Annotated in this window: 15 protein-coding genes; 6 read left to right on the top strand and 9 right to left on the bottom strand. The window is 69.0% G+C overall.

What is annotated here, in order from left to right; genetic code table 11:
- Nucleotides 1-21: 21 nt before the first annotated feature.
- Complete coding sequence (locus V9G19_RS19945; RefSeq protein ID WP_462287160.1) at nt 22-984, bottom strand: thiamine pyrophosphate-dependent dehydrogenase E1 component subunit alpha; 963 nt, start codon at nt 982-984, stop codon at nt 22-24.
- A gap of 174 nt (nt 985-1,158) precedes the next feature.
- Here V9G19_RS19945 and V9G19_RS19950 point away from each other — a divergent pair, with 174 nt between their 5' ends.
- The 4 genes from V9G19_RS19950 (at nt 1,159) to V9G19_RS19965 (ending at nt 4,738) form a co-directional block, all read left to right on the top strand.
- On the top strand, nt 1,159-2,370 hold the full coding sequence (locus tag V9G19_RS19950; RefSeq protein ID WP_462287161.1) for a GAF domain-containing protein: 1,212 nt from the start codon (nt 1,159-1,161) through the stop codon (nt 2,368-2,370).
- Between the two features lie 105 nt (nt 2,371-2,475).
- Nucleotides 2,476-3,414, top strand: a complete 939-nt coding sequence (locus V9G19_RS19955; RefSeq protein WP_462287162.1) for an aminotransferase class I/II-fold pyridoxal phosphate-dependent enzyme — start codon at nt 2,476-2,478, stop codon at nt 3,412-3,414.
- Between the two features lie 5 nt (nt 3,415-3,419).
- Nucleotides 3,420-3,659: an ATP-binding cassette domain-containing protein gene (locus tag V9G19_RS19960; RefSeq protein WP_462287604.1), complete on the top strand. Its 240-nt coding sequence runs from the start codon at nt 3,420-3,422 to the stop codon at nt 3,657-3,659.
- A 14-nt stretch (nt 3,660-3,673) separates the two neighbouring features.
- On the top strand, nt 3,674-4,738 hold the full coding sequence (locus V9G19_RS19965) for an ATP-binding cassette domain-containing protein (RefSeq protein WP_462287605.1): 1,065 nt from the start codon (nt 3,674-3,676) through the stop codon (nt 4,736-4,738).
- A gap of 66 nt (nt 4,739-4,804) precedes the next feature.
- Here the strand turns inward: V9G19_RS19965 and V9G19_RS19970 are convergent, their stop codons facing one another.
- Nucleotides 4,805-5,476: a GntR family transcriptional regulator gene (locus tag V9G19_RS19970; RefSeq protein ID WP_462287163.1), complete on the bottom strand. Its 672-nt coding sequence runs from the start codon at nt 5,474-5,476 to the stop codon at nt 4,805-4,807.
- A 90-nt stretch (nt 5,477-5,566) separates the two neighbouring features.
- On the opposite strand from V9G19_RS19970, the gene acnA reads away from it, so the two are divergent.
- On the top strand, nt 5,567-8,194 hold the full coding sequence (acnA, locus tag V9G19_RS19975) for an aconitate hydratase AcnA (protein WP_462287164.1): 2,628 nt from the start codon (nt 5,567-5,569) through the stop codon (nt 8,192-8,194).
- 229 nt (nt 8,195-8,423) lie between these two features.
- On the opposite strand, the gene V9G19_RS19980 is transcribed toward acnA, so the two are convergent.
- The 3 genes from V9G19_RS19980 to V9G19_RS19990 all read right to left on the bottom strand — a co-directional run bounded on the left by V9G19_RS19980 (nt 8,424) and on the right by V9G19_RS19990 (nt 11,302).
- Nucleotides 8,424-9,305, bottom strand: a complete 882-nt coding sequence (locus tag V9G19_RS19980) for a phosphotransferase enzyme family protein (RefSeq protein WP_462287165.1) — start codon at nt 9,303-9,305, stop codon at nt 8,424-8,426.
- A gap of 120 nt (nt 9,306-9,425) precedes the next feature.
- On the bottom strand, nt 9,426-10,025 hold the full coding sequence (locus V9G19_RS19985; protein WP_462287166.1) for a GNAT family N-acetyltransferase: 600 nt from the start codon (nt 10,023-10,025) through the stop codon (nt 9,426-9,428).
- A 2-nt stretch (nt 10,026-10,027) separates the two neighbouring features.
- Nucleotides 10,028-11,302 carry a hydroxyacid-oxoacid transhydrogenase gene (locus V9G19_RS19990; protein WP_462287167.1) on the bottom strand — a complete coding sequence of 425 codons (1,275 nt, stop codon included), beginning with the start codon at nt 11,300-11,302 and terminating at the stop codon, nt 10,028-10,030.
- A gap of 102 nt (nt 11,303-11,404) precedes the next feature.
- Here V9G19_RS19990 and V9G19_RS19995 point away from each other — a divergent pair, with 102 nt between their 5' ends.
- On the top strand, nt 11,405-12,190 hold the full coding sequence (locus tag V9G19_RS19995; protein ID WP_462287168.1) for a 1-acyl-sn-glycerol-3-phosphate acyltransferase: 786 nt from the start codon (nt 11,405-11,407) through the stop codon (nt 12,188-12,190).
- A 51-nt stretch (nt 12,191-12,241) separates the two neighbouring features.
- Here the strand turns inward: V9G19_RS19995 and V9G19_RS20000 are convergent, their stop codons facing one another.
- From V9G19_RS20000 to gltA, 4 genes are read right to left on the bottom strand one after another with little or no spacing between them, the layout of a single operon-like run.
- Complete coding sequence (locus V9G19_RS20000) at nt 12,242-14,512, bottom strand: ferredoxin (RefSeq protein WP_462287169.1); 2,271 nt, start codon at nt 14,510-14,512, stop codon at nt 12,242-12,244.
- On the bottom strand, nt 14,509-15,525 hold the full coding sequence (locus V9G19_RS20005) for a thiamine pyrophosphate-dependent enzyme (RefSeq protein ID WP_462287170.1): 1,017 nt from the start codon (nt 15,523-15,525) through the stop codon (nt 14,509-14,511). The genes V9G19_RS20000 and V9G19_RS20005 overlap by 4 nt, the downstream gene beginning before the upstream one ends.
- Entirely contained in the window at nt 15,522-17,393 is a 1,872-nt protein-coding gene (locus tag V9G19_RS20010) for a 2-oxoacid:acceptor oxidoreductase subunit alpha (protein WP_462287171.1), read from the bottom strand. Before V9G19_RS20010 ends, V9G19_RS20005 begins: the two co-directional genes overlap by 4 nt.
- Nucleotides 17,390-18,895 carry an NADPH-dependent glutamate synthase gene (gene gltA / locus V9G19_RS20015; protein WP_462287172.1) on the bottom strand — a complete coding sequence of 502 codons (1,506 nt, stop codon included), beginning with the start codon at nt 18,893-18,895 and terminating at the stop codon, nt 17,390-17,392. The genes V9G19_RS20010 and gltA overlap by 4 nt, the downstream gene beginning before the upstream one ends.
- Nucleotide 18,896: the final 1 nt, after the last annotated feature.

The raw sequence follows: 18,896 nt of genomic DNA on the forward strand, positions 1-18,896 counted from the left end.
CCTCTCCTGTCACGAGGTCGGTCAGTAGGAGACGTAGACGTCGGCGTCCACGTCACTCAGGTCGGGCAGCGCGGCCTCTTGGGCCTCGGCCACCGCCGCGTCGACCAGCGCGACGTTCTCCGCGTCGATCGCGTCGAGGTCCTCGGCCGATATGCGGTCGCGGGTGCGAGCGCGGAAGTGGACCAGCGGATCCTTGGTTTCCTTCAGCTCGGCGAGTTGGTCCGGGGTCCGGTATAGGCCCGGGTCGCCCTCGAAGTGGCCGTAGAACCGGACCGCGGTCGCCTCGATGACCGACGGGCCGCCGCCCTCGCGAGCCCTGGTCACGGCCTCCTTGGAGGCGCTGTACATGTCGAAGAAGTCGGTTCCATCAACCGTGGCCGACGGCATACCGAAGCTGCCTGCGCGGGAGGCGATGTCCTTCGACCCGATGGCGAAGTCCGCACCAGTTGCCTCGCCCATCCCGTTGTTCTCGAAGACGAAGACCATCGGCAGCTGCAGGACGACGGCCATGTTGAGCGCCTCCAGGGTGAACCCATGGTTGGAGCCGCCGTCACCGGTGAACGAGACGGCGACCGATCCGTCCTTGCGGTATTTCGACGTGAGCGCCGCCCCGATCGCCAACGGCGGACCGCCGCCGACGATGCCGTTCGCGCCGAGCATCCCGACCGCGAGGTCGGCGATGTGCATCGAGCCGCCCTTGCCGTGACACAGGCCCTCCTTGCGGCCGTAGATCTCGAGCATCATGCCGCGGACGTCGCAGCCCTTGGCGATGCAGTGACCGTGCCCGCGGTGGGTCGAGGCGATCTTGTCGGCGCGGGTGAGGTTCTCACACATGCCGACCGCGATGGCCTCCTCACCGGCATACAGGTGAATGAACCCGGGGATGGCCCCGGTCGCGTTCTCCTTGTGCAGCCGGTCCTCGAACGCCCGAATCATGGACATCTTCCGGTAGGCGTCTAGTTGCTGCTGCGTGGACAGATCCATCGGTGGCCTCCTCACGTCGACGGGATGGGGCCTCGGGCCGGACGCCGGGTCCCGCGGGTCACTGGCCACGCTAGGGAGGGCGGCGAACACCGTCGAATGCAACAGGATGCAACGCGTCAGGTGGACGTGTAATCTCGATCCGGAGAGCACCGCATCGAGATCTGGACCAAGGCGATGAGCCGAGTCGCGACACCGGAGCCCGCGCTCCTGTTCGATGACGACCCGCGTCGCCATGCCCGTCAGATGGCCCAGTTGCATGCCGCCTTCGTCTGCGGCAAGCCCACCCCGATCCGGCCGCGCCAGCTCGTTGAGGCGTCGTGGAACCGGATGCAGCAGCTTGGCCTAGTCCCCGAGGAACCCAACCCGTTGATCGACGTGGCCGCGGTGTCGGCCGAGGTCGAGAAGCTCGCCACGGCATACGGCTCGCGCAGCGCCAGCCTCGTCCGCTTGATCGGTCGGGCGCTGCAACCGTGCCTGGCCGACAGCGACCTGGTCGGCGTGCTCGCCACCTCGGCATCCCGTGTGGGCGCGCGCTTCGGTGGCCCACGCGCCCTGCGGCTCGCCGACCGGATCGGCTTCGTTGACGGAGCCGCCTGGAGCGAAGGTCAGGTCGGAACCAATGCGATCGGACTGGCTGCCCACCTTGGCCACGCTGTGCAGATCCACGGCCCCGAGCACTGGTGTCGCAACCAGCACGCCTGGTCGTGCGCGGCGGCCCCGATCACCGACCCCGCAACCGGGGACGTCATCGCCGTCATCGACATCTCCGGCGCGGTCCGCCTCGGGCATCCGGCCCTGCTCGCCCTGGTCCACTCCCTGGCCCGTCAACTCGAGCTGCACCTGCATGACACCCACCGGGCCCGGCTCGAGCGGCTGCGGTCGGCGTCCCTCCCACTCGTGGCCAGCCTCTCGGGCCCGTGGGTCCTCACCGACCCGGACGGCTGGGTGATCGGCGCCCACGAGGTTGTCCCACCCGCACACATCTCGCTGCCGGCCGGACCAGCGGACAGAGCCGTCCTGACGGGGCTCGGCGTCATGCGCACATCCCACCTCGATGGGACGGTGCTGCTCGTCCCGGTCGCCATGGGGGAGGTCGACGTCGCCTACCGCCTTGACCCCGCCCGCGGGATCCTCACGACCGCGATCGGCGGAGTGACGACGACGCACGAGCTGAGCGCCCGGCATGTGGCGATCCTCGGGGCGCTCGCGGAGAGCGAAAGCCCCCTCAGCGTGAATGAACTGTCCCGCCGCGTCTGGGGGTCCGAATACTCGGCCGTCACGACTCGGGCAGAGGTTTCCCGGCTGCGCAAGAAGTTCCCGGGCTTGGTCTCCTCCGCGCCCTACCGGCTGCTCGCCGACTTGCCCGCAGGCTCCGCACCCACCTGAGCGACGTCGGGCAGCCGACCAAACGCTGCCCCCGCCTGCGTCGACGGAGCGTCCAACGGTCCGAACAGGCTGCGGCCTGGCCTACGGTGGCCGCATGGCTGCCGCATGGCTGCCGCACCGTCCGTGCCGAAGCCGCTGACCGGGGGCGATACCGGCTATCCGGCCGGGACGGCATACGCCGAAGCCCTGCGCGACTTCGCGGCGCAGCGATGGGGCTGGGACGGGCTGGCGATCGAGCGCACGATGGTCGTCCCCGACGTCATGATGGGGATCGCCGAGGTGCTGCGCGTCCTCACCGACCCGGGTGACGTGGTCGTCGTCTGCCCGCCGGTGTATGCGCCCTTCTTCGCGTTCGTCACGCACGCGGACCGGCGCATCCTCGAGGCACCCTTGGGAGCCGATCGGCGCACGGACGCCGTCGCCTTGGCGGAGGCCTTCGCCCGGGCCCGGCGCGAGAGCAACCAGCCGGTGTTCCTGATGAGCAACCCGCACAACCCAACCGGGACCGTCCCCACCCGGGGCGAGCTCGCCGAGGTGGCCGCGCTCGCGCGCACGCACGGGGTGCGGGTGATCTCGGACGAGACCCACGCGCCGCTCGCGCTGCCGGGGGCGACCTTCACGCCCTACCTCAGCGTCCCCGGGGCCGAGGATGCGATCGCGCTGACCTCCGCGTCGAAGGCGTTCAACCTCGCCGGGCTCAAGGCGGCCTTGGCGATCGCCGGACCGGACGCGGCGGGCGACCTGGCGCGCATTCCCGAGGAGGTCAGCCACGGCCCGAGCCATTTCGGGGTGCTCGCCCACACGGCCGCCTTCCGGGACGGCGGAGCCTGGCTCGATGCCCTGATCGCCTGTCTCGACGAGAACCGGGATCTGCTGGGCCGCCTTGTCGCCCAACATCTTCCGAGTGTGCAGTATGTGCGCCCCGAGGGCACCTTCCTCGCCTGCCTGGACTGCCGGGCGCTGGGGCTCTGGCGCTGCTTCGGCGGGCGCGGCGCCGCACGGGTGCCGCCCTGGACGGTCCGGCGTTCGAGGTACGCGGGCTGACCAAGGTGTATGGCGACGGCCACCGGGCGGTCGACGACGTCACCTGGTCGGCCCGGCCGGGACAGGTGGTCGGCCTGCTCGGTCCCAATGGTGCCAGCAAGACGACGACCTTGCGGATGGCCGTCGGGCTGATCCATCCCGACGCCGGCGAGACCCGGATCCTCGGGCACCGGGTCCGCCCGGGCGCGCCGGTGCTCACGCAGGTCGGAACCCTCATCGAGGGGCCCGGGTTCGTCCGCACCTGACCGGCCGGGAGAACCTGCGCGCCTACTGGGCCGCGACCGCTCGCCCGGCGCACGAGGCCGGGATGGAGGAGGCTCTCGCCGTCGCCGCTCTCGGCGGCGCGCTCGACCGGCCGGTGAAGTCCTACAGCCACGGGATGCGGCAACGGCTCGGGATCGCCCAAGCGATGCTCGGCATGCCGGCGGTCCTCATTCTCGACGAACCGACCAACGGGCTCGACCCGCCGCAGATCGCCGGCCTCCGTCCGATCCTCCAGCGGTATGCCGCGAGCGGACGGACCGTCGTCGTCTCCAGTCATCTGCTCGCCGAGGTCGGGATGACGTGCAGCCACGTCGTCGTCATGCACGCCGGGCGCGTCGTCGCGGCCGGGGCGGTCGGTGACCTCGGGGTGGCCGGGCGGACGCAGTCTCGAGGACGTCTTCCTCGAGACGATCGCCGGGATCGGGCGGCCCCCGGACGAGCCGGCTGCGGCCGAGACGGTCGATCATCGCACCGAGCGGTTGCGGCAGGTGCGCCCGCGATGAGCCTCGATTTCGGCCGGCCGGTCGTGACGGCATACCGCGCCCTGCCGTGGCGAGCAGAGGCGCGCCGCCAGATTCGGCGACCGCGCACCATGTGGGCGTTCGGGATTCTCGTCGCCTTGCCGGTGATCGTCGTCGCGTCGTTCGCGCTCGGCGATGGCGGTGACCCGGGCGGCTCCCGCTTCTCGGATCTGGCGACGAGCGGGGCCGCGAACTTCGCCGTCTTCATGCTGCTCGTCGCCGCCGAACTGCTCATCCTCGTCCTGATGGCGTTGTTCGTCGGTGATTCTGTTCCGGCGGAGGCGAGTTGGGGGTCGCTGCGCTATCTGCTGACCGCCCCGGTGGGGCGCGCCCGGCTGTTGACGGCGAAGCTGGTCGTCGGCCTCGCCACCGGCGCCGTGGCGCTAGTGATCTTCGTCCTCTGGTCGCTGCTCGTCGGTGGCCTCGCGTATGGCTGGTCGCCGCTGACGATCCCGCCGCGGGGACGGTGGGGCGCGCGACTCGCGACTCGGGCTCACGGTTGCGTTCATGCGTTCCGTCCTTCGACCAGTCGGGATTGAGCAAATGTTATAGGCTATAAGCTCAATCGGCAAGCCGTGATCCATGAGGCCGACAGAGGACGGGGCTCAGCGGAGGGAGGCGCTCGCCTTCCGGCCGTGACTTTGGGCGATGTGTTCCCGCATGATCGCCGCGGCCAACTCGGGCTGCTGGTCGACGACGGCCTCGGCAATCATCTGGTGTTGTCGCTCGACCCGAGCCAGATCGGTCGGTTCGACCGTGGCGGTCCGCATGCCGATGATTCGATAGCGGTCGGCCTGGTCCCACAGCCGGTCGAGCGTCTCCAGGAGGATCGGGTTGGTGGCGGCCACGTGAATGGCCCGGTGGAACTCTCGGTGCAGGGCAAACGCGTCGAGGTCGTCAGCGATCGAGATCGGGCGGATCGCCTGGAGAGCACGCGTGATCGCGTCCACATCCTTGACCGTACGGCGCTGTGCCGCAAGGGATGCCGCGACTGGGTCGAGGTAGAGGCGGACTTCATACAAGTGCTCCGCCTCATCGGCGGTGATCGGGCTGACCCGGGCGTCGCGGTGGGCCTCAAGGATGACCAGACCCTCCGCGGCAAGGCGCTTGAGCGCCTCGCGAAGCGGCGTCGTGCTGAGTCCGAGTTCGGCCGCGAGGGCCGCCTGTCCCACGACGGCACCCGGGCCAAACTCGCCGCTGAGGATGCGGCGGCGCACCTCGGCGTAGGCGTAGTCGTTCTTGGTGAACGCTCCCTTGCCACCGGCGAGCGCTGTCATGGTGTCCTCCCGTAAGTCGCTCGTTCACCGTAGAAGAGAAGTTGCCTGACTCCTAACCTATAGGTTATAACCAAAGCAGAGGAGCGTGTGATGACACCAACCGAGCACATCCGACCGACAGCCACCGTGGCCCATCGCGGCGCCGCCTACGCGGTGGTGGATCTGGCCGCCGTGGCGCGGGGCCAGCTCGCTGACTGGCCATGGGTGCTGCGCCTGCTCGCGGAGAATGTCGTCCGGACCGCTGCCGAGAGAGAGGTCGACACCGCGCTCACCGGCCTGCGAGGCTGGGTCGCCGCGGGCGGGACGAGCGCCGTCGAGATTCCGTTCACGCCCGGCCGGCTGCTTATGCATGACACGACAAGCACACCCGCCCTCGTCGACATTGCCGCGATGCGCGACACCCTCGCGGAGCACGGTGGCGATCCGAGGTCACTGAGCCCGGTTGTGCCGGTGGAGGTCTCCGTCGATCACTCCCTCGCGGTCGAGGACTATGCCCGTCCCGATGCGCCGCAACGTAATATGGGACACGAGATCCGTCGCAATGTCGAGCGCTACCGCTTCCTGCGCTGGGCCGACCGCGAGTTGGACAACTTCCACGTCAACCCCCCGGGGACCGGAATCATGCACACCCTCAACCTCGAGCAGCTGGCCACGATCGCGGCCACGGAAGACCGCGACGGGCGCACCTGGCTGGTGCCCGACGTCATGGTCGGCACGGACTCGCATACCCCGATGGTCAACGGGCTCGGCGTCCTCGGCTGGGGAGTGGGTGGGCTCGAGGCCCAGACGGTGATGTTCGGTATGCCGATCCGGCTGCGGATCCCCGACATCGTCGGCGTCCGGTTGACCGGGTGCCTCCCCCCTGGAGTCGTCGCCACCGATCTCGCACTCGCCGTCACGGCACGGCTGCGGGAAATCGGGGTGACCGGCGAGTTCGTCGAGTTCTTCGGGCCCGGGGTCAGCACGTTGACCGTCGGCGAGCGCGCGGTCGTTGCCAACATGGCGCCGGAATATGGCGCCACGACAGGGTATTTCGCCGTTGACGACCGAAGCATCGACTATCTGCGGGGCACCGGGCGCAGCGAGGAGCACGTGGAATTGGTTCGCGCCTACACACAGGAGGTCGGGCTGTGGTTCGATCCGGCGGCCGAGCCGGCCTATACCCGGGTCCTTAATCTCGACCTTAGCGACCTGCGCCCTTCGGCGGCCGGGCCACGGCGCCCGCAGGACCTGCTCGATCTCGATGCCATCCCCGCCGCCCTGACGGAAGCGGCGCCTGAGGGGGCGGCCAGCGAAGGGGATCTCCCGGCATACCCGATCGCGATCGCGTCGATCACGAGCTGCACCAACACCAGCGACCCCCGGCTGCTCGTCGCTGCGGGACTGCTGGCGCGACGGGCGCGGGTGCGTGGCCTGCGTGTCCCTGGCTGGGTCAAGACCTCCCTTGCGCCCGGATCGCCCGCGGCCGCAAGCTATTTGCGACGAAGCGAGCTGGACGTGGACCTGTCGGCGCTGGGCTTCGACATCGTCGGCTTCGGGTGCACCACCTGCATCGGCAACTCCGGACCCCTGAGTGCACCGGTGGCCACCGAGCTCGCCCACACCCGCCCGGTCGCCGTCTTGTCGGGCAACCGCAACTTCCCCGGCCGGGTTCATCCCGATATCGACCTCGGCCTGCTCGTCTCGCCGCCACTCGTCGTCGCCTTCGCCCTCGCCGGGCAGGCGGGACGCGACCTGACCACCGAACCGGTCGCCACGGCCGCGGATGGGGCACCGGTCATGCTCGCCGACCTCTGGCCGAGCGGCGACGAGATCGACGCGGCGCTGGCCAAGGGCTTGGACGCCAGCGACTTCCGCCACGACTTCGCCGCCGCTGCGCGAAATCCGTTGTGGCAGGCCATCGACGCCCCGACCGGCCGGCTATTCGCCTGGGACGAGGCCTCGACGATCCTGCGGCGACCGCCGTTCGCCGACGCCGGTCAGCCTGCGCTCGTCGGCACGTTCGAGGCCCACCCCCTCCTCGTGCTCGGTGACGACATCACCACCGACCACATCTCACCGGCAAGCGCGATCCCGCCAGGCAGCTACGTCGCCGACTTCCTCGCCGACCGCGGCGAGGACAGGAACGACCTCAACGTCTATGCCTCACGACGGGGCAACTGGGAGGTGATGGCCCGCGGTGCATTCCACAACAACTCGCTGCGCAACTCCCTCGTCCCAGACGTCCCGACCGGTCACACCGTGCACGCGCCCACCGGTGACGTCCTGCCAATCTGGGATGTGGCACAACGCTATCGGCTTGACGGTCACCCAGTTGTCATTGTCGCCGGCGAACGCTATGGAATGGGTTCCTCGCGCGACTGGGCGGCCAAGGCACAGCAGCTTCTCGGCGTGCGCGCCGTGCTCGCCGCGAGCTTCGAACGGATTCACCGCACCAACCTCATCGGGATGGGCATCCTCCCCGCGGTGGTCGCGCCCGACGCTTTGGCGACCCTGCATGCCATGCGTCCCGGCGACCGGGTCCGCGTCTGCGCCGAGCCTGGCCCCCTGAAGCCCGATGCCGAGATCCCGCTGGCCGTCCTGTGGGTCGACGGCACCGCCACCGAGCTGACCGCACGAGCCGCCGTCGAGACCGCACTCGAAGTCGAGCAGCTGCGTGCCGGTGGTGTCATCCCGCTGATCCTCGCGCGCCACCTGCCCGAGGCCACTGATTCGTAGAGTTCGGGTGAGTGGCGTGGTGACACGGCCGATGCTGGGCGGGCCAGACGAAGGGCTACTGATCGGCCCGGCGGGGTCGAGAGGACCCGTGTCGGTACGTCTTGTGGCGAGAGTCGTGCCGACCGGGTCCTCTCGATGGGCGGGCCGGACCTGAAGCCCCCTCTTCCCCAACCCACGGTGGCGGCCCTGCGGGCGACATCGTCGTGGAGCGCTAGCCTAGGGAGCGCCGTCACGACGCCAAGGTGAATCGACCGGTCTCGAGCCAGTTCCGCAGCCGCGAAACGGTGGTCGCAAGGTAGCTGTCGGCTTCCTCCCGCCAGGCCGCGGTGCTCGTTTGTAATAGGGCGTTGGCGAGCAGCAGCTGCCGGGCCGCGACGATCGCCTCGAACCGTGACCCATCGTGCTCCGGCAGAGCGCGCACGCTTGCGTAGCCGTCCAACAGCGCAGCTTCCTCGTCGGGGCCGCCGCCACGCAGATAGAAGACCGCAACGGCCAGGTCGAGAATCGGCACGGACATCCCCGCGTCGTCGAAGTCGAAGATGGCCAACTGCCCGCGATGCCACTTGAGGTTGTCGCCGTGCAGGTCCGCGTGCAGGGCGATACGCGAGGTGTTGCGGCATACCTCGTCAAAGGCGATCGCGCTGCGCTGCAGAGCGATCCGGACAACGTCGGCGTCCCTTCGCGGCAGCCGCGCAAGGGCGGGCGTGAGCTGGTCGGGATCTCCGAACAGCGGTGCGACGTAGTCCGGAAGTTCCGTGCCCGCCGGTGGCGACCAGTGCGCAGCCTGCGCGTGCAGCCGCGCCATGGCGGCCCCCAGAGCCTGTGCCTGAGCGGGCAAGCAGACCCTGATGTCCTCGCCCTCCAGCCAATGCGCAACAGTGACCAGCGCTTCACCCCCCAATTCCGCGCACGGAACCTGGACGACGAACTCCCCCGAGAGAGCGGCGAGGGGTTCGGGAACAAGGACCGGCGTCTCCGCTCGGATCGCGTGCAACCAGGCCTGTTGTGCTCGCACATTGGCCCGTGTGCTCACCGAATTGGTGTTGACCCGCAAGGCAAACCGGCGACCGTCCTCGGTCTCGACGCGGAAGGTCGTGTTGAATCCGTGCAACAGGAGGGACAGCGCGGCCCCCTCGAGACCAAACTCGACAGCGGCGGCGAGTGCGACCCGCCGCGTGATCTCGACCTGGTCCTCCTCGGTGCGGTCGGCATAGCCGCCGACCGGTTCAGATCAGAACTCACGACGCATCACCACCCGCCGCTTCGTCGGCCGGGCCACCTCGGCAAGTCCGGCGCGCAGGAACATGCCGATCGTGCCGACGTGCATCTCCGCGAGAATTGCCGCCGTGGTGTTGATCGGGTAGCCCTCGATCGCCCGAGCACCCAACCGGTGGGCGTGCTCGACGGCGGCCAGGGCGAGGGCGGAGGCGATCCCCTGCCTGCGGTAGCCGGTGCGGGTGACGAAGCAGGTGACCGCCCAGACGGTCGGATCCGCCTTGTCCTCCTCCCGCCCGTCCCACGGAACCCGCTGGCCCCGCACCAATCCCCCGTATGCCGCCCGCGGCTGCACCGCGCACCAGCCCACGGGCTGCTCGCCCAGGTAGGTAACCAGCCCGGTCGACTCCTCGGTCTCGCCCTGGGTTTGCATCCGCAGCCGGTGCTCCCGCTCCGCCGCGGGAACATCCTTGAACGCCTCCCCCGCAGGCAGCTTGTAGCGCTGGCACTGACACATCGCCGCGCTCCCGCGGGCGCCGAAAATGCGTTGGAGATTATCCCATTTGGCCTCGCCGGCCGGGACAATGCGCAGGGTGCCGGCCGACAACGAGGGCACGCCTAGCTCGTCGCCGGCCACAGCGAAAACGACCCATGAAAGATCGCCGCGAGATCGCTCTCCTCGACCTCGCGGGGAGCCACCGCGAGCAGCCGCTGCTGTTTGGCGCTGCCGGCGACGAGGGCATCGACATCGGCGGGCGTGAAGCCGACGGCGGCGATGCCATTCGGCATACGGACATCGCGCAGCAACCGGGCAACGGCGCCGGCGAGGGCCTCCTCGTCCTGCTCCCTGGCGTCCGGATCGAGGAGCAGCGCCGCGCGGCGGTGCCGCTCGGGGTCGGCCGCAAAGGTGAACCGGAACGTCTCCGGGGCCGTGAGCGACACCGACATCCCGTGGGGCACAAGGGGCTCGTCACCCGGATACTCCGGGGCGTGATAGCCGGTCACCCGGCCGGCGATCGGATACCCATTGGCATGCGGAATGTGGACCCCGGCGTTGCCGAAGCCGAGACCCGCGAAGGTCGCGGCGAGCGCCATATCGGTTCGTGCGGCTTCGGTCGGCTCGTGGACGGCAACCCGAAGAGAGCGGCCGAGCAGTTCGAGCGCCTTCTCCGACCACATGTCGGCGATCGGGTTCGCCCCGCAATAGGGCACGCGTTGCTCCGGCCGCTTGCGCTCGTATGCCGCATACGGCCGCGCCGTGTAGCTCTCCAACGCATGGCAGAGAATGTCCAGCCCGCTGCAGGCGGTGACCATCGGTGGCAGCGACATGGTCAGCGCCGGGTCAATGATCGCCAGCGCGGGGCGCAGCCGGGGGTGGCTGATGCCGGTCTTGACCTTGAGGGCAAGGACGTCAAGGACGCAGACCGTGGTGCACTCGGCGCCGGTGCCGGCGGTCGTCGGGATGGCCACGAGTGGGGCGAGCGCATTGACCGGTGCGCGACCCTGCCCGATCGGTGCGTTGACGTAGTCCATCAACTCACCCGGGTTGTGCAGCAACAGATTCACCGCTTTGGCGGTGTCAATGCTGGACCCGCCGCCGACGGCAATGACGCCGTCGAATGGGCCGTTGTCTCGGGCGAAGGCGATCGCCTCCTGCAGGCTGGCGTCGGTCGGCTCGACGTGCGCGCCGGCGAAAACGACCGCCGTGATCCCCGCAGCCCGGATGTGGTCAGCGACCCCTTGCGGCATACCGCTTGCGACGAGACCCGGATCCGTGATCAGCAGGGCGCGCCGGATGCCGAGCTGACCGAGGTCGTGCCCGATTTCCTCGACCGCACCAACGCCGAACTTCACAGGCGGTGCCCCATAGGTAAAGATCGTCTCGTTGGTCATCGTTATCCTCCTCGCCCCCCCAGCCAACCACGCGAGCAGGCCGTCCACGGAGAGGCTATGGTTTGCATGCCGGATCATCAGAACTCAACACGATCAGCGGGCTTGACCCGCCCCTACGAGCAGACGATGTTCCAGCTGGGCCGGGCCTACCGGCGGCTGGGCCGGCAGGTTGGTGGGGTCTATCACCGGATCGAGGTGCAGCCCCCGATCCCCGACGTTCCCGAACCGGTTCTTTTCGTCTCCCATCACGGGTGGGGCGCGGCCGTGGATCCCAACCTCTTTGCCATTTGGGCGATGCTGCACAAGCTGGACCTGAGCAAACCCTACGTCGCGATCGCGCACGGGATGGCATGGAAGATCGGCGGCGGGTCGTTCATGGAGGGCATCGGCGCAGTGCCGGCCTCACCCGAGGCAGCCACCGACGCCCTCGCCGACGGGCGCAGCGTCTTGGTCCTGCCCGGCGGCGACCTGGAGGCGTTCAAGCCGTTCTCGCACCGCGACAAGATCCTCTTCCACGGCCGTACGGGCTTCGCGCGGGTGGCGATGACCGCCGACGTCCCGATCGTTCCACTGGTCGTGGCCGGAGCCGGCGAGACGCTCCTGGCGCTCTCTGACGGCGCCGGGATAGCCCGCCGGCTGGGCCTTGATCGACGGTTGCGGCTGAAGGCCTTCCCGGTCAGCGTCACGCTCCCGTGGGGGCTCAACGTCGGCACCGTGGGACTCACCTTGCCCTACCTGCCGTTGCCGGCGAAGCTCACCGGACGCATCCTGGAGCCGATGAAGGCGCACGAGGAGGAGACCGTGGCGGAGTTCGCCGCGCGAGTCGAGTCCGCGATGCAAGCGGCACTAACGGACATGACCAAGGATCGCCGATTCATGATCGGGTGACCGGGACATGGTCGCCCACAACCGGATCGAGAAGACGTATGCCGCCGTGGGCTAGGCGAATGCCTCGGCCCGCTTGATCAGTTCCTCCAGGCCCGGCTCCGCCGGGTCGCGCGGCTTGGCGGGGTGGATGATCGCGACCTGACAGTTCTCGGCGGCCTCCACCAACTCGGCATACGTGCCCGCGTCGGGATCGGCAATATAGGCCTGCCGGTTCTCGTTGTAGGCGAACATCCGGTCGTTGATCAGCGTGCATTCATTGCACGTCGAGCAGCGAGAGGTCTCGATCCACGGCAGGTAGGGGTCGCGGGCCTCGGGCTCGTTGAGGTCGTCCTCGGGCTCGGCGAGGGCCGGAGGCGCGTCACTCGGCGCTGCAGTCGCGGCGACGCCCGCCGCCGGCAGCGCCGCGCCCGCCTGCAATTGGGCGATCTCGGCGTCGAACAGGTCGCGCTGCCGGGCGAGTTCGCGGGCAACGTGGGAGTTGTGGATCCCGCCCAGTTCCTGCAGGCGACGCCACTGCTCGAGGTCGCGTTGGGTGCGGTGGACCAGGGGCCGGTCAACGAGGACTCGGTGCAGACTCTCGTCGGCAGAGACCATGAGCAGATAGGGCAGTTGGTCGGCCCAGATCCCGGGTGCGGTGGCGAGGTGCTCGGCGAAGGGCACCACGGTGCCTTCGGAGCCATCGAGGGAGGAGAGTGCGAGGTGCGGAAGCATCCGGGAGTCACCCGCCCAGAAGTCGGCCGCCGTAAAGGGCGCCTCGACGCGCACGCGTTGCATTGCCGCATCCGCATACGACACGCAGTGCACCGGCCAGTCGCGCTCGGCTTGCGGGTTGGCGGCGAGCGTGAACCGGTCGGCCCAGGTGTCGCCCGCCGCCGGGTCATAGGTGAAGGCGGGGAACACCCGCGCCTCCGTGGCGGCCGCCGAGGCGAGATAGGGCGGCAGGTCGCCCAGCCACTGTCCACCCCCGGAATAGACGACGAACAGCGCAGCCCCGGGTGCCATCGACCCGTCCACGATCCGCTCGCGCATCTGAAAGAGGCCGGCGCTGGGCGCCTGAAGGACGAAGGATTCGCCGGAGGCCAAGGCATAGCGGGCGAGCTTGCGAGTGGATAGGCGGTCCCCTGGGTGCCGGTCCGCGGACGAGGTTCCGCGGAGCAGGTCGTTGACCTGCACCAACACCTTGATCGGTATGCCGGCCGCGAGTGCTTCGAGCAGCACGACGCTGTCGCGCGCGGTCAGCACCTCGGCGTCGACGCGCACGAGATAGTCCGGAAACATGCCGAGGATGTCGGCCTCGAGGTCTTCCACGTCCCATTTGGCAAAGAGAGGATCGTGGATGTCCTCGCGATAGCGTCCGTCGGCCTCCATCTCCGCGATGACGAGCGACTTGGCCAGCTCAGCCGTCGCGGCAAATCGGTCCCGATAGGCGGCGATCGCGTCATCGGGGCTGGAGTAGACGAACTCGTACAACTCACCATTGCCGCCGTCAGCGTCCTCGCCGACGGGGACGAAGCGTTGCCTGGCGAGCGCGTCCAGCAGCCCGCGAACCCGTTCGCGGCGCGCGTCGGAGAGGCGGAAGCGGGGGCGGTTGTCGGTGAGCAGACGCGAGAGGGCAGAAACGTCCAGCTCGGCACCGAACACCGGGCCCAACGACTGGGCGAGGCGGTCGCTCGCCAGTCCCGTTGGCGAGTCGGCCTGCTCGGCGGCCAGAATGTCCGCCAACGCCTGGCGAAGCTGGGTGATCCGCGCGGACAAGAGACCGATCCGGTCACGCTGCACCTGTTTCCACAGGTGTCCGACGACCTGACCCGGTGTCTCCTGAGTGCAGGCCACCACGTCCCCCTCGACCTGGCGCGCCGCCACCAGCTTGGCGAGGCTGTCCGCCAGCAGCGGGTCCTCGGCCGTGGCCACCAGCCGTTCCTCGGCCCTGGCCCACAGGCTCGACAGTCGGTCGACGCCGCGGTCGGCTTGACCGCGGATCTCCTGCTCCAGCAGCATCGCGTGGTGGCGAATCCGGGCCGCGTCGTCCCCGACTGCCACGACCGCGAGGATCTCGTCCATCATGCCGGACAGCGATCTCACGGCGGCGCGCACGTCGCCGCCATGGACGAGGATCAGCGGGTAGTCGTAGCGCAGTTCGTGCAGCCGTCGATACGGGGCGAACTGGGCCGACAGCAGTCCCAGGCCGGCGATATCGCTCAGGCCGGTGGCCATTCGGCGTCCCGTGAGATAGAAGGATGCCCGGTTCTGCTCGGCGTTCAGTTCGGCGGTGGAATGGCGCATTGCGTCCGCCGCCGCGGGGAACGGCCGGATGTCAGTCACTCGGCCCACCGCGCTTCGACCCGTGCCGTCATCACGGCGAACCGGTCGAACTCCTCCTGCAGGACCTGGCGAACCGCGCCGGCAGAGTGCGTCGTCTCGGCCCGCAACAGCTCGTCATACTGCGGGACGCTCGGGTCGTGGAATAGGATCCCGATCGGAATCGGGTCATGCTGGGAGGCGATCTCACGGGCGCGGTGGATGTCGGCCGGGTCGTGTTCGAGACGATTCGGATAGAGCGAAGCGAGTCCCGAGGAGACCGACAGCGCGTTGTCGTGCACCAGGAGTTGCACACGCGACGGATCGTGCAGCCAGGGCTCGAAGTTGTCGGGCATCCACTCCGGGCAGCGCTGCACGATGCGGATGAACGACAGCCCGTCATGGTGAAAAGCGGCGTGAATGATGTCGAAGAGCACCTCGGGGATCCAGTCGGCCGCCTGGGCGACGAACGAGACGTTCTGGACCCCGAGCGTGACGGTCAGGGGGTTGAGCCCCTCCATGAAGGAGCCGCGCGGAGTGGTGTTGCTCCGGGTCCCGCGCGGCGACGTCGGCGACGCCTGCTTCTTGGTGAGGCCATAGATCTGGTTGTCGTGCACCATCACGACCATCCGCATGTTGTAGCGGATGGCGTGGATCCAGTGCGCGGCACCGATGCTGAAGGAGTCGCCGTCGCCGGAGTTGACGAACACATTGAGGTCCGGCCGGGCCATCCGCACCCCTTCGGCGACCGGGAGGGCGCGCCCATGGATGCCGTGGAAGCCGTAGGTTTTCATGTAGTGCGGCAACCTGCTGGAGCAGCCGATGCCGGAGACGAAGACGGTCTTCTCCGGCCGCAGGCCTTCGTCGCGAAGCAGCCGCTGCAGCGCGGTGAGCACGGCGTTGTCGCCGCAGCCGGCACACCAGCGGGGCACGCCCTTTTGGAAGCCTTCGATCTCGACCCGCTCGTCATACAGTCGCAGCAGGCACTCCGCCGCGCTGTTGTGGGTCAGGTCGAGGTGGTTGAGGTCGGTCATCATTGCTGGCTCAGCTTCCTTCGCATGGCGGCACGCACCCGAGCGGGTTTGAGGGGTTGGCCGCCCACCTCGGTCCAGGTGTCGACATCGATCAGATAGCGCGAGCGCAAGAGCATCGCCAGCGCCGAGTAGCGGCGGTTGTCCGCGTCGATGATCGGGTCGTCGGGGTGATCACTCCAGTTGCCCTCGACGGTCATCACCGCAGCAAAGCGGCCCATGATCTCCTTCAACCCGGGTGGCAGCGGATTGAGAAACCGCAGATGCAGCGCGGAAACGCGTGACCCCTCGGCGCGCAACTGGTCGACCGCCTCCTCGATGACGCCACGGGTGCTCCCCCACCCGATCACCAGCAAGTCGCCGGTGTCCTCGCCGTGGACGGGCGGTGGCTTCAACGTCCGTTGCAGGGCAGCGAGTTTGAGGCTTCGTGCGCGTATGCCGTGCTCATTGACGTCGGGCTCGTAGGCGACGTTCGCCGCGGCGTCGTGGGCGAGCCCGGTCAGCGTGTACATGCCGCCCGGCTGGCCCGGGACGAACCGGCGGGACAGGCCGGTCGCCTCGTCCCACGCATACGGTCGCAGTTCCTCCGGGACCTGGCTCTGGTCGACCGGGGGCGCCAGCCACGCCGGGTCGAATTCGGGCCGGCGGAAGGGCTGTTGGGCCGTGGCGAGGCTCGCGTCGGACAGGACGACGACCACGGTGCTGAAGGTCTCGGCGATCCGCCGGGCGGCGATCACCGAATAGAAGCAGTCCTCGATCGTGCTCGGCGCGATGACGACCTTGGGGGCATCGCCATGGCTGCCGAAGATCGTCGTCATCAGATCGCCCTGCTCGACCTTGGTCGGCTGGCCGGTGCTCGGCCCACCACGCTGGACGTTGACGACAACGAGCGGGATCTCGCCCATGACCGCGAGGCCGATCGCCTCCTGCTTCAGGGAGTAGCCGGGACCCGAGGTGATCGTGACCGCGCACTTGCCGGCATACGAGGCACCGATGGCAAAGGTCGCCGCGGCGATCTCGTCCTCGGCCTGGTGCACGATCCCGCCGACTCGCGGGAAGATCTCGCTCAGATAGTGCGAGGCCGAGGTGGCCGGCGTGATGGGATACATCGCGCAGATCTCCATGCCCGAGGCGACCACGCCGAGCGCGAGCGCGGTGTTGCCATTGGTGACGATTTGCTCCTCGCTCGCCGGCACAGCGGGGATCTCGAAGGCCAGATCGAGGTTGCGCCGGGCCCAGGTGTAGCCGGCGACAAGCAGATTGGTGTTGGACGCGATCAGGGCTGCCGACTTCTTGCGGAAGGTCAGCGCAACCTGTTCGCGGGCCAGGTCGAGATCGAACTGGTAGATCGCGCAGAGCATCCCGAGGGCGAACATATTCTTCCCGCGCCGGGGGTCCTTGACGAGTTTGCGGCATTCCCGCTCCATCGGGACCTCGATGAGGTGGTAGCCGGCGGCCTCCAACGCGTCGTAGGTCTCGGCATACGACGTGGCGATCCGGCGGTCCCGGTGCTCGCGCCACATGTTCTCCAACAGGATCGTGCAGCCGGGCTTGAGTTCGCGCATGTGCACCCGGCCGAGGAGCACCTGCTCGTTGAACGCGACGACCAGGTCGGCCTCGTCGCCGCCATTGGTGACCCGCTGCGAGCCGAGCCGGATCCGGTTGCCGCTGGCTCCGGCGACGCTGCGGGCCGGCGGCTGGATCTCGGCGGGGATGATCTCGACGGTCCAGACGCCATTGCCCGTCCTGGCTGCGATCGCCCCGAACGACTGGCCGCAGCGCTGGGCGCCCTCCCCGGAGTCGCTGATGATCTCGACAATGTGTTCCGACACGGTGTGTATGCCGCTGGCCGGCGGTGCGGAGGTGGCAGTCATCCTGCGGTCACCGCCTCGCGGACCCGGACGAAGCTGGACTCATGCGCGGCGATGCCGAAGACCGAGTCGTCGGGATCGGCATACGGCCGGAAGATGTCGCGGATGCCGAGATAGCGCGCGATGCCGGCGGCCGCCGTCCGGCCGGCGCCCATAGCCTCGATGACGGTCGCCGCGCCGGTGACGATGTCGCCGCCGGCATAGACCCCCGCGATCGACGTGGCAAGGTCGGCGTCGACCTCGAGATATCCCCAGCGGTTGAGGGTCAGCCGCGAGGTCTGCCCGATGATCGGGTTGGCGTTGGTTCCGATCGCGAAAACGACCTGGTCGCAAGGGAACTCGAATTCGCTCCCGGGAACGGGCACTGGCCGGCGGCGGCCCGAGTCGTCGGGCTCGCCCAACTCCATTCGCACGCAGCGCATTGCCCGGACGGCACCGGCACCGTCATCGAGGATGGCAACCGGGTTGGTGAGCCAGTGGAACTCGATGCCCTCCTGCTCGGCGTGATGGACCTCTTCGACGCGGGCGGGGGCCTCGGCGCGGGAGCGGCGATAGATGCAGTGCACCTGCTCGGCGCCGAGCCGCAGGCAGACCCGCATGGCGTCCATCGCGGTGTTTCCGGCACCGACGACCGCAACCTGCCGGCCGAGCGGGATCGGGGTGTCGTGGGCGGGAAAGTCCCGCGCCTGCATCAGGTTGGCCCGGGTGAGCAGCTCGTTGGCCGACAGGACGCCGCCGAGGGAGTCGCCCGGGATGCCGAGCATCGTCGGGTAGCCGGCGCCGGTCCCGATGAAGACGGCGTCGAAACCGAGCTCGTCGATCATCTGCTCGATAGTGAACAACCGGCCAACGACCGTGTTGCACTCGAAGCTCACGCCCAGCTTTTCGAGGTTGGCGATTTCGGCGTCGATGACCTCGCCCGGAAGGCGGAAGTCGGGGATGCCATAGCGCAGCACTCCCCCGGGCAGGTGCAGGGCTTCGAAGACCGTCACCTGGCAGCCGGCCTTGGCCAGATCGGCCGCACAGGCCATGCCGGCCGGTCCCGAGCCGACGATCCCCACGCGGTATGCCGTGGGAGCGATATAGGGCCGCCGCGCCCAGTCGCCCGCGATGGCTAGGTCGCCCACGAATCGCTCGAGGCGGCCGATCGCGACCGGCTCCAAGGACTCGCCGACCGTGCAAACCCCTTCACACTGGCTCTCCTGCGGGCACACCCGCCCGCACACGGCGGGAAGCAGGTTGGTCCGGGCGATGGTGTCGTAGGCACCGTGGTAGTCCTGGTCGGAGATCTTGCGGATGAACCCGGGGATGTCGATCGAGACCGGGCACCCACGCACGCACGGCTGGTCGGCGCAGAACAGGCAGCGCAGCGCTTCGCGGGTCGCCTCGGTCTCGTCATAGCCGAGGTTGACTTCGGTGAAGTTGGTGGCGCGCTCCGCGGGCGGCTGCTCACGCACGGGGGTGCGGTCCTGCGGGATGCTGCGGATCGTGCGTTTGGCGGCCACG

Origin of the sequence: Nostocoides sp., assembly GCF_037045025.1 — a bacterium.
In the GTDB taxonomy this organism is placed as follows: Bacteria; Actinomycetota; Actinomycetes; order Actinomycetales; family Dermatophilaceae; genus Nostocoides_A.

Excerpts from the sequence above, each read along its gene's own strand:
- V9G19_RS19945 (WP_462287160.1), bottom strand. The coding sequence starts at position 984 with ATGGATCTGTCCACGCAGCAGCAACTAGACGCCTACCGGAAGATGTCC.
- V9G19_RS19950 (WP_462287161.1), top strand. The coding sequence starts at position 1,159 with ATGAGCCGAGTCGCGACACCGGAGCCCGCGCTCCTGTTCGATGACGAC.
- V9G19_RS19955 (WP_462287162.1), top strand. The coding sequence starts at position 2,476 with ATGGCTGCCGCACCGTCCGTGCCGAAGCCGCTGACCGGGGGCGATACC.
- V9G19_RS19970 (WP_462287163.1), bottom strand. The coding sequence starts at position 5,476 with ATGACAGCGCTCGCCGGTGGCAAGGGAGCGTTCACCAAGAACGACTAC.
- acnA (WP_462287164.1), top strand. The coding sequence starts at position 5,567 with ATGACACCAACCGAGCACATCCGACCGACAGCCACCGTGGCCCATCGC.
- V9G19_RS19990 (WP_462287167.1), bottom strand. The coding sequence starts at position 11,302 with ATGACCAACGAGACGATCTTTACCTATGGGGCACCGCCTGTGAAGTTC.
- V9G19_RS20005 (WP_462287170.1), bottom strand. The coding sequence starts at position 15,525 with ATGATGACCGACCTCAACCACCTCGACCTGACCCACAACAGCGCGGCG.
- V9G19_RS20010 (WP_462287171.1), bottom strand. The coding sequence starts at position 17,393 with ATGACTGCCACCTCCGCACCGCCGGCCAGCGGCATACACACCGTGTCG.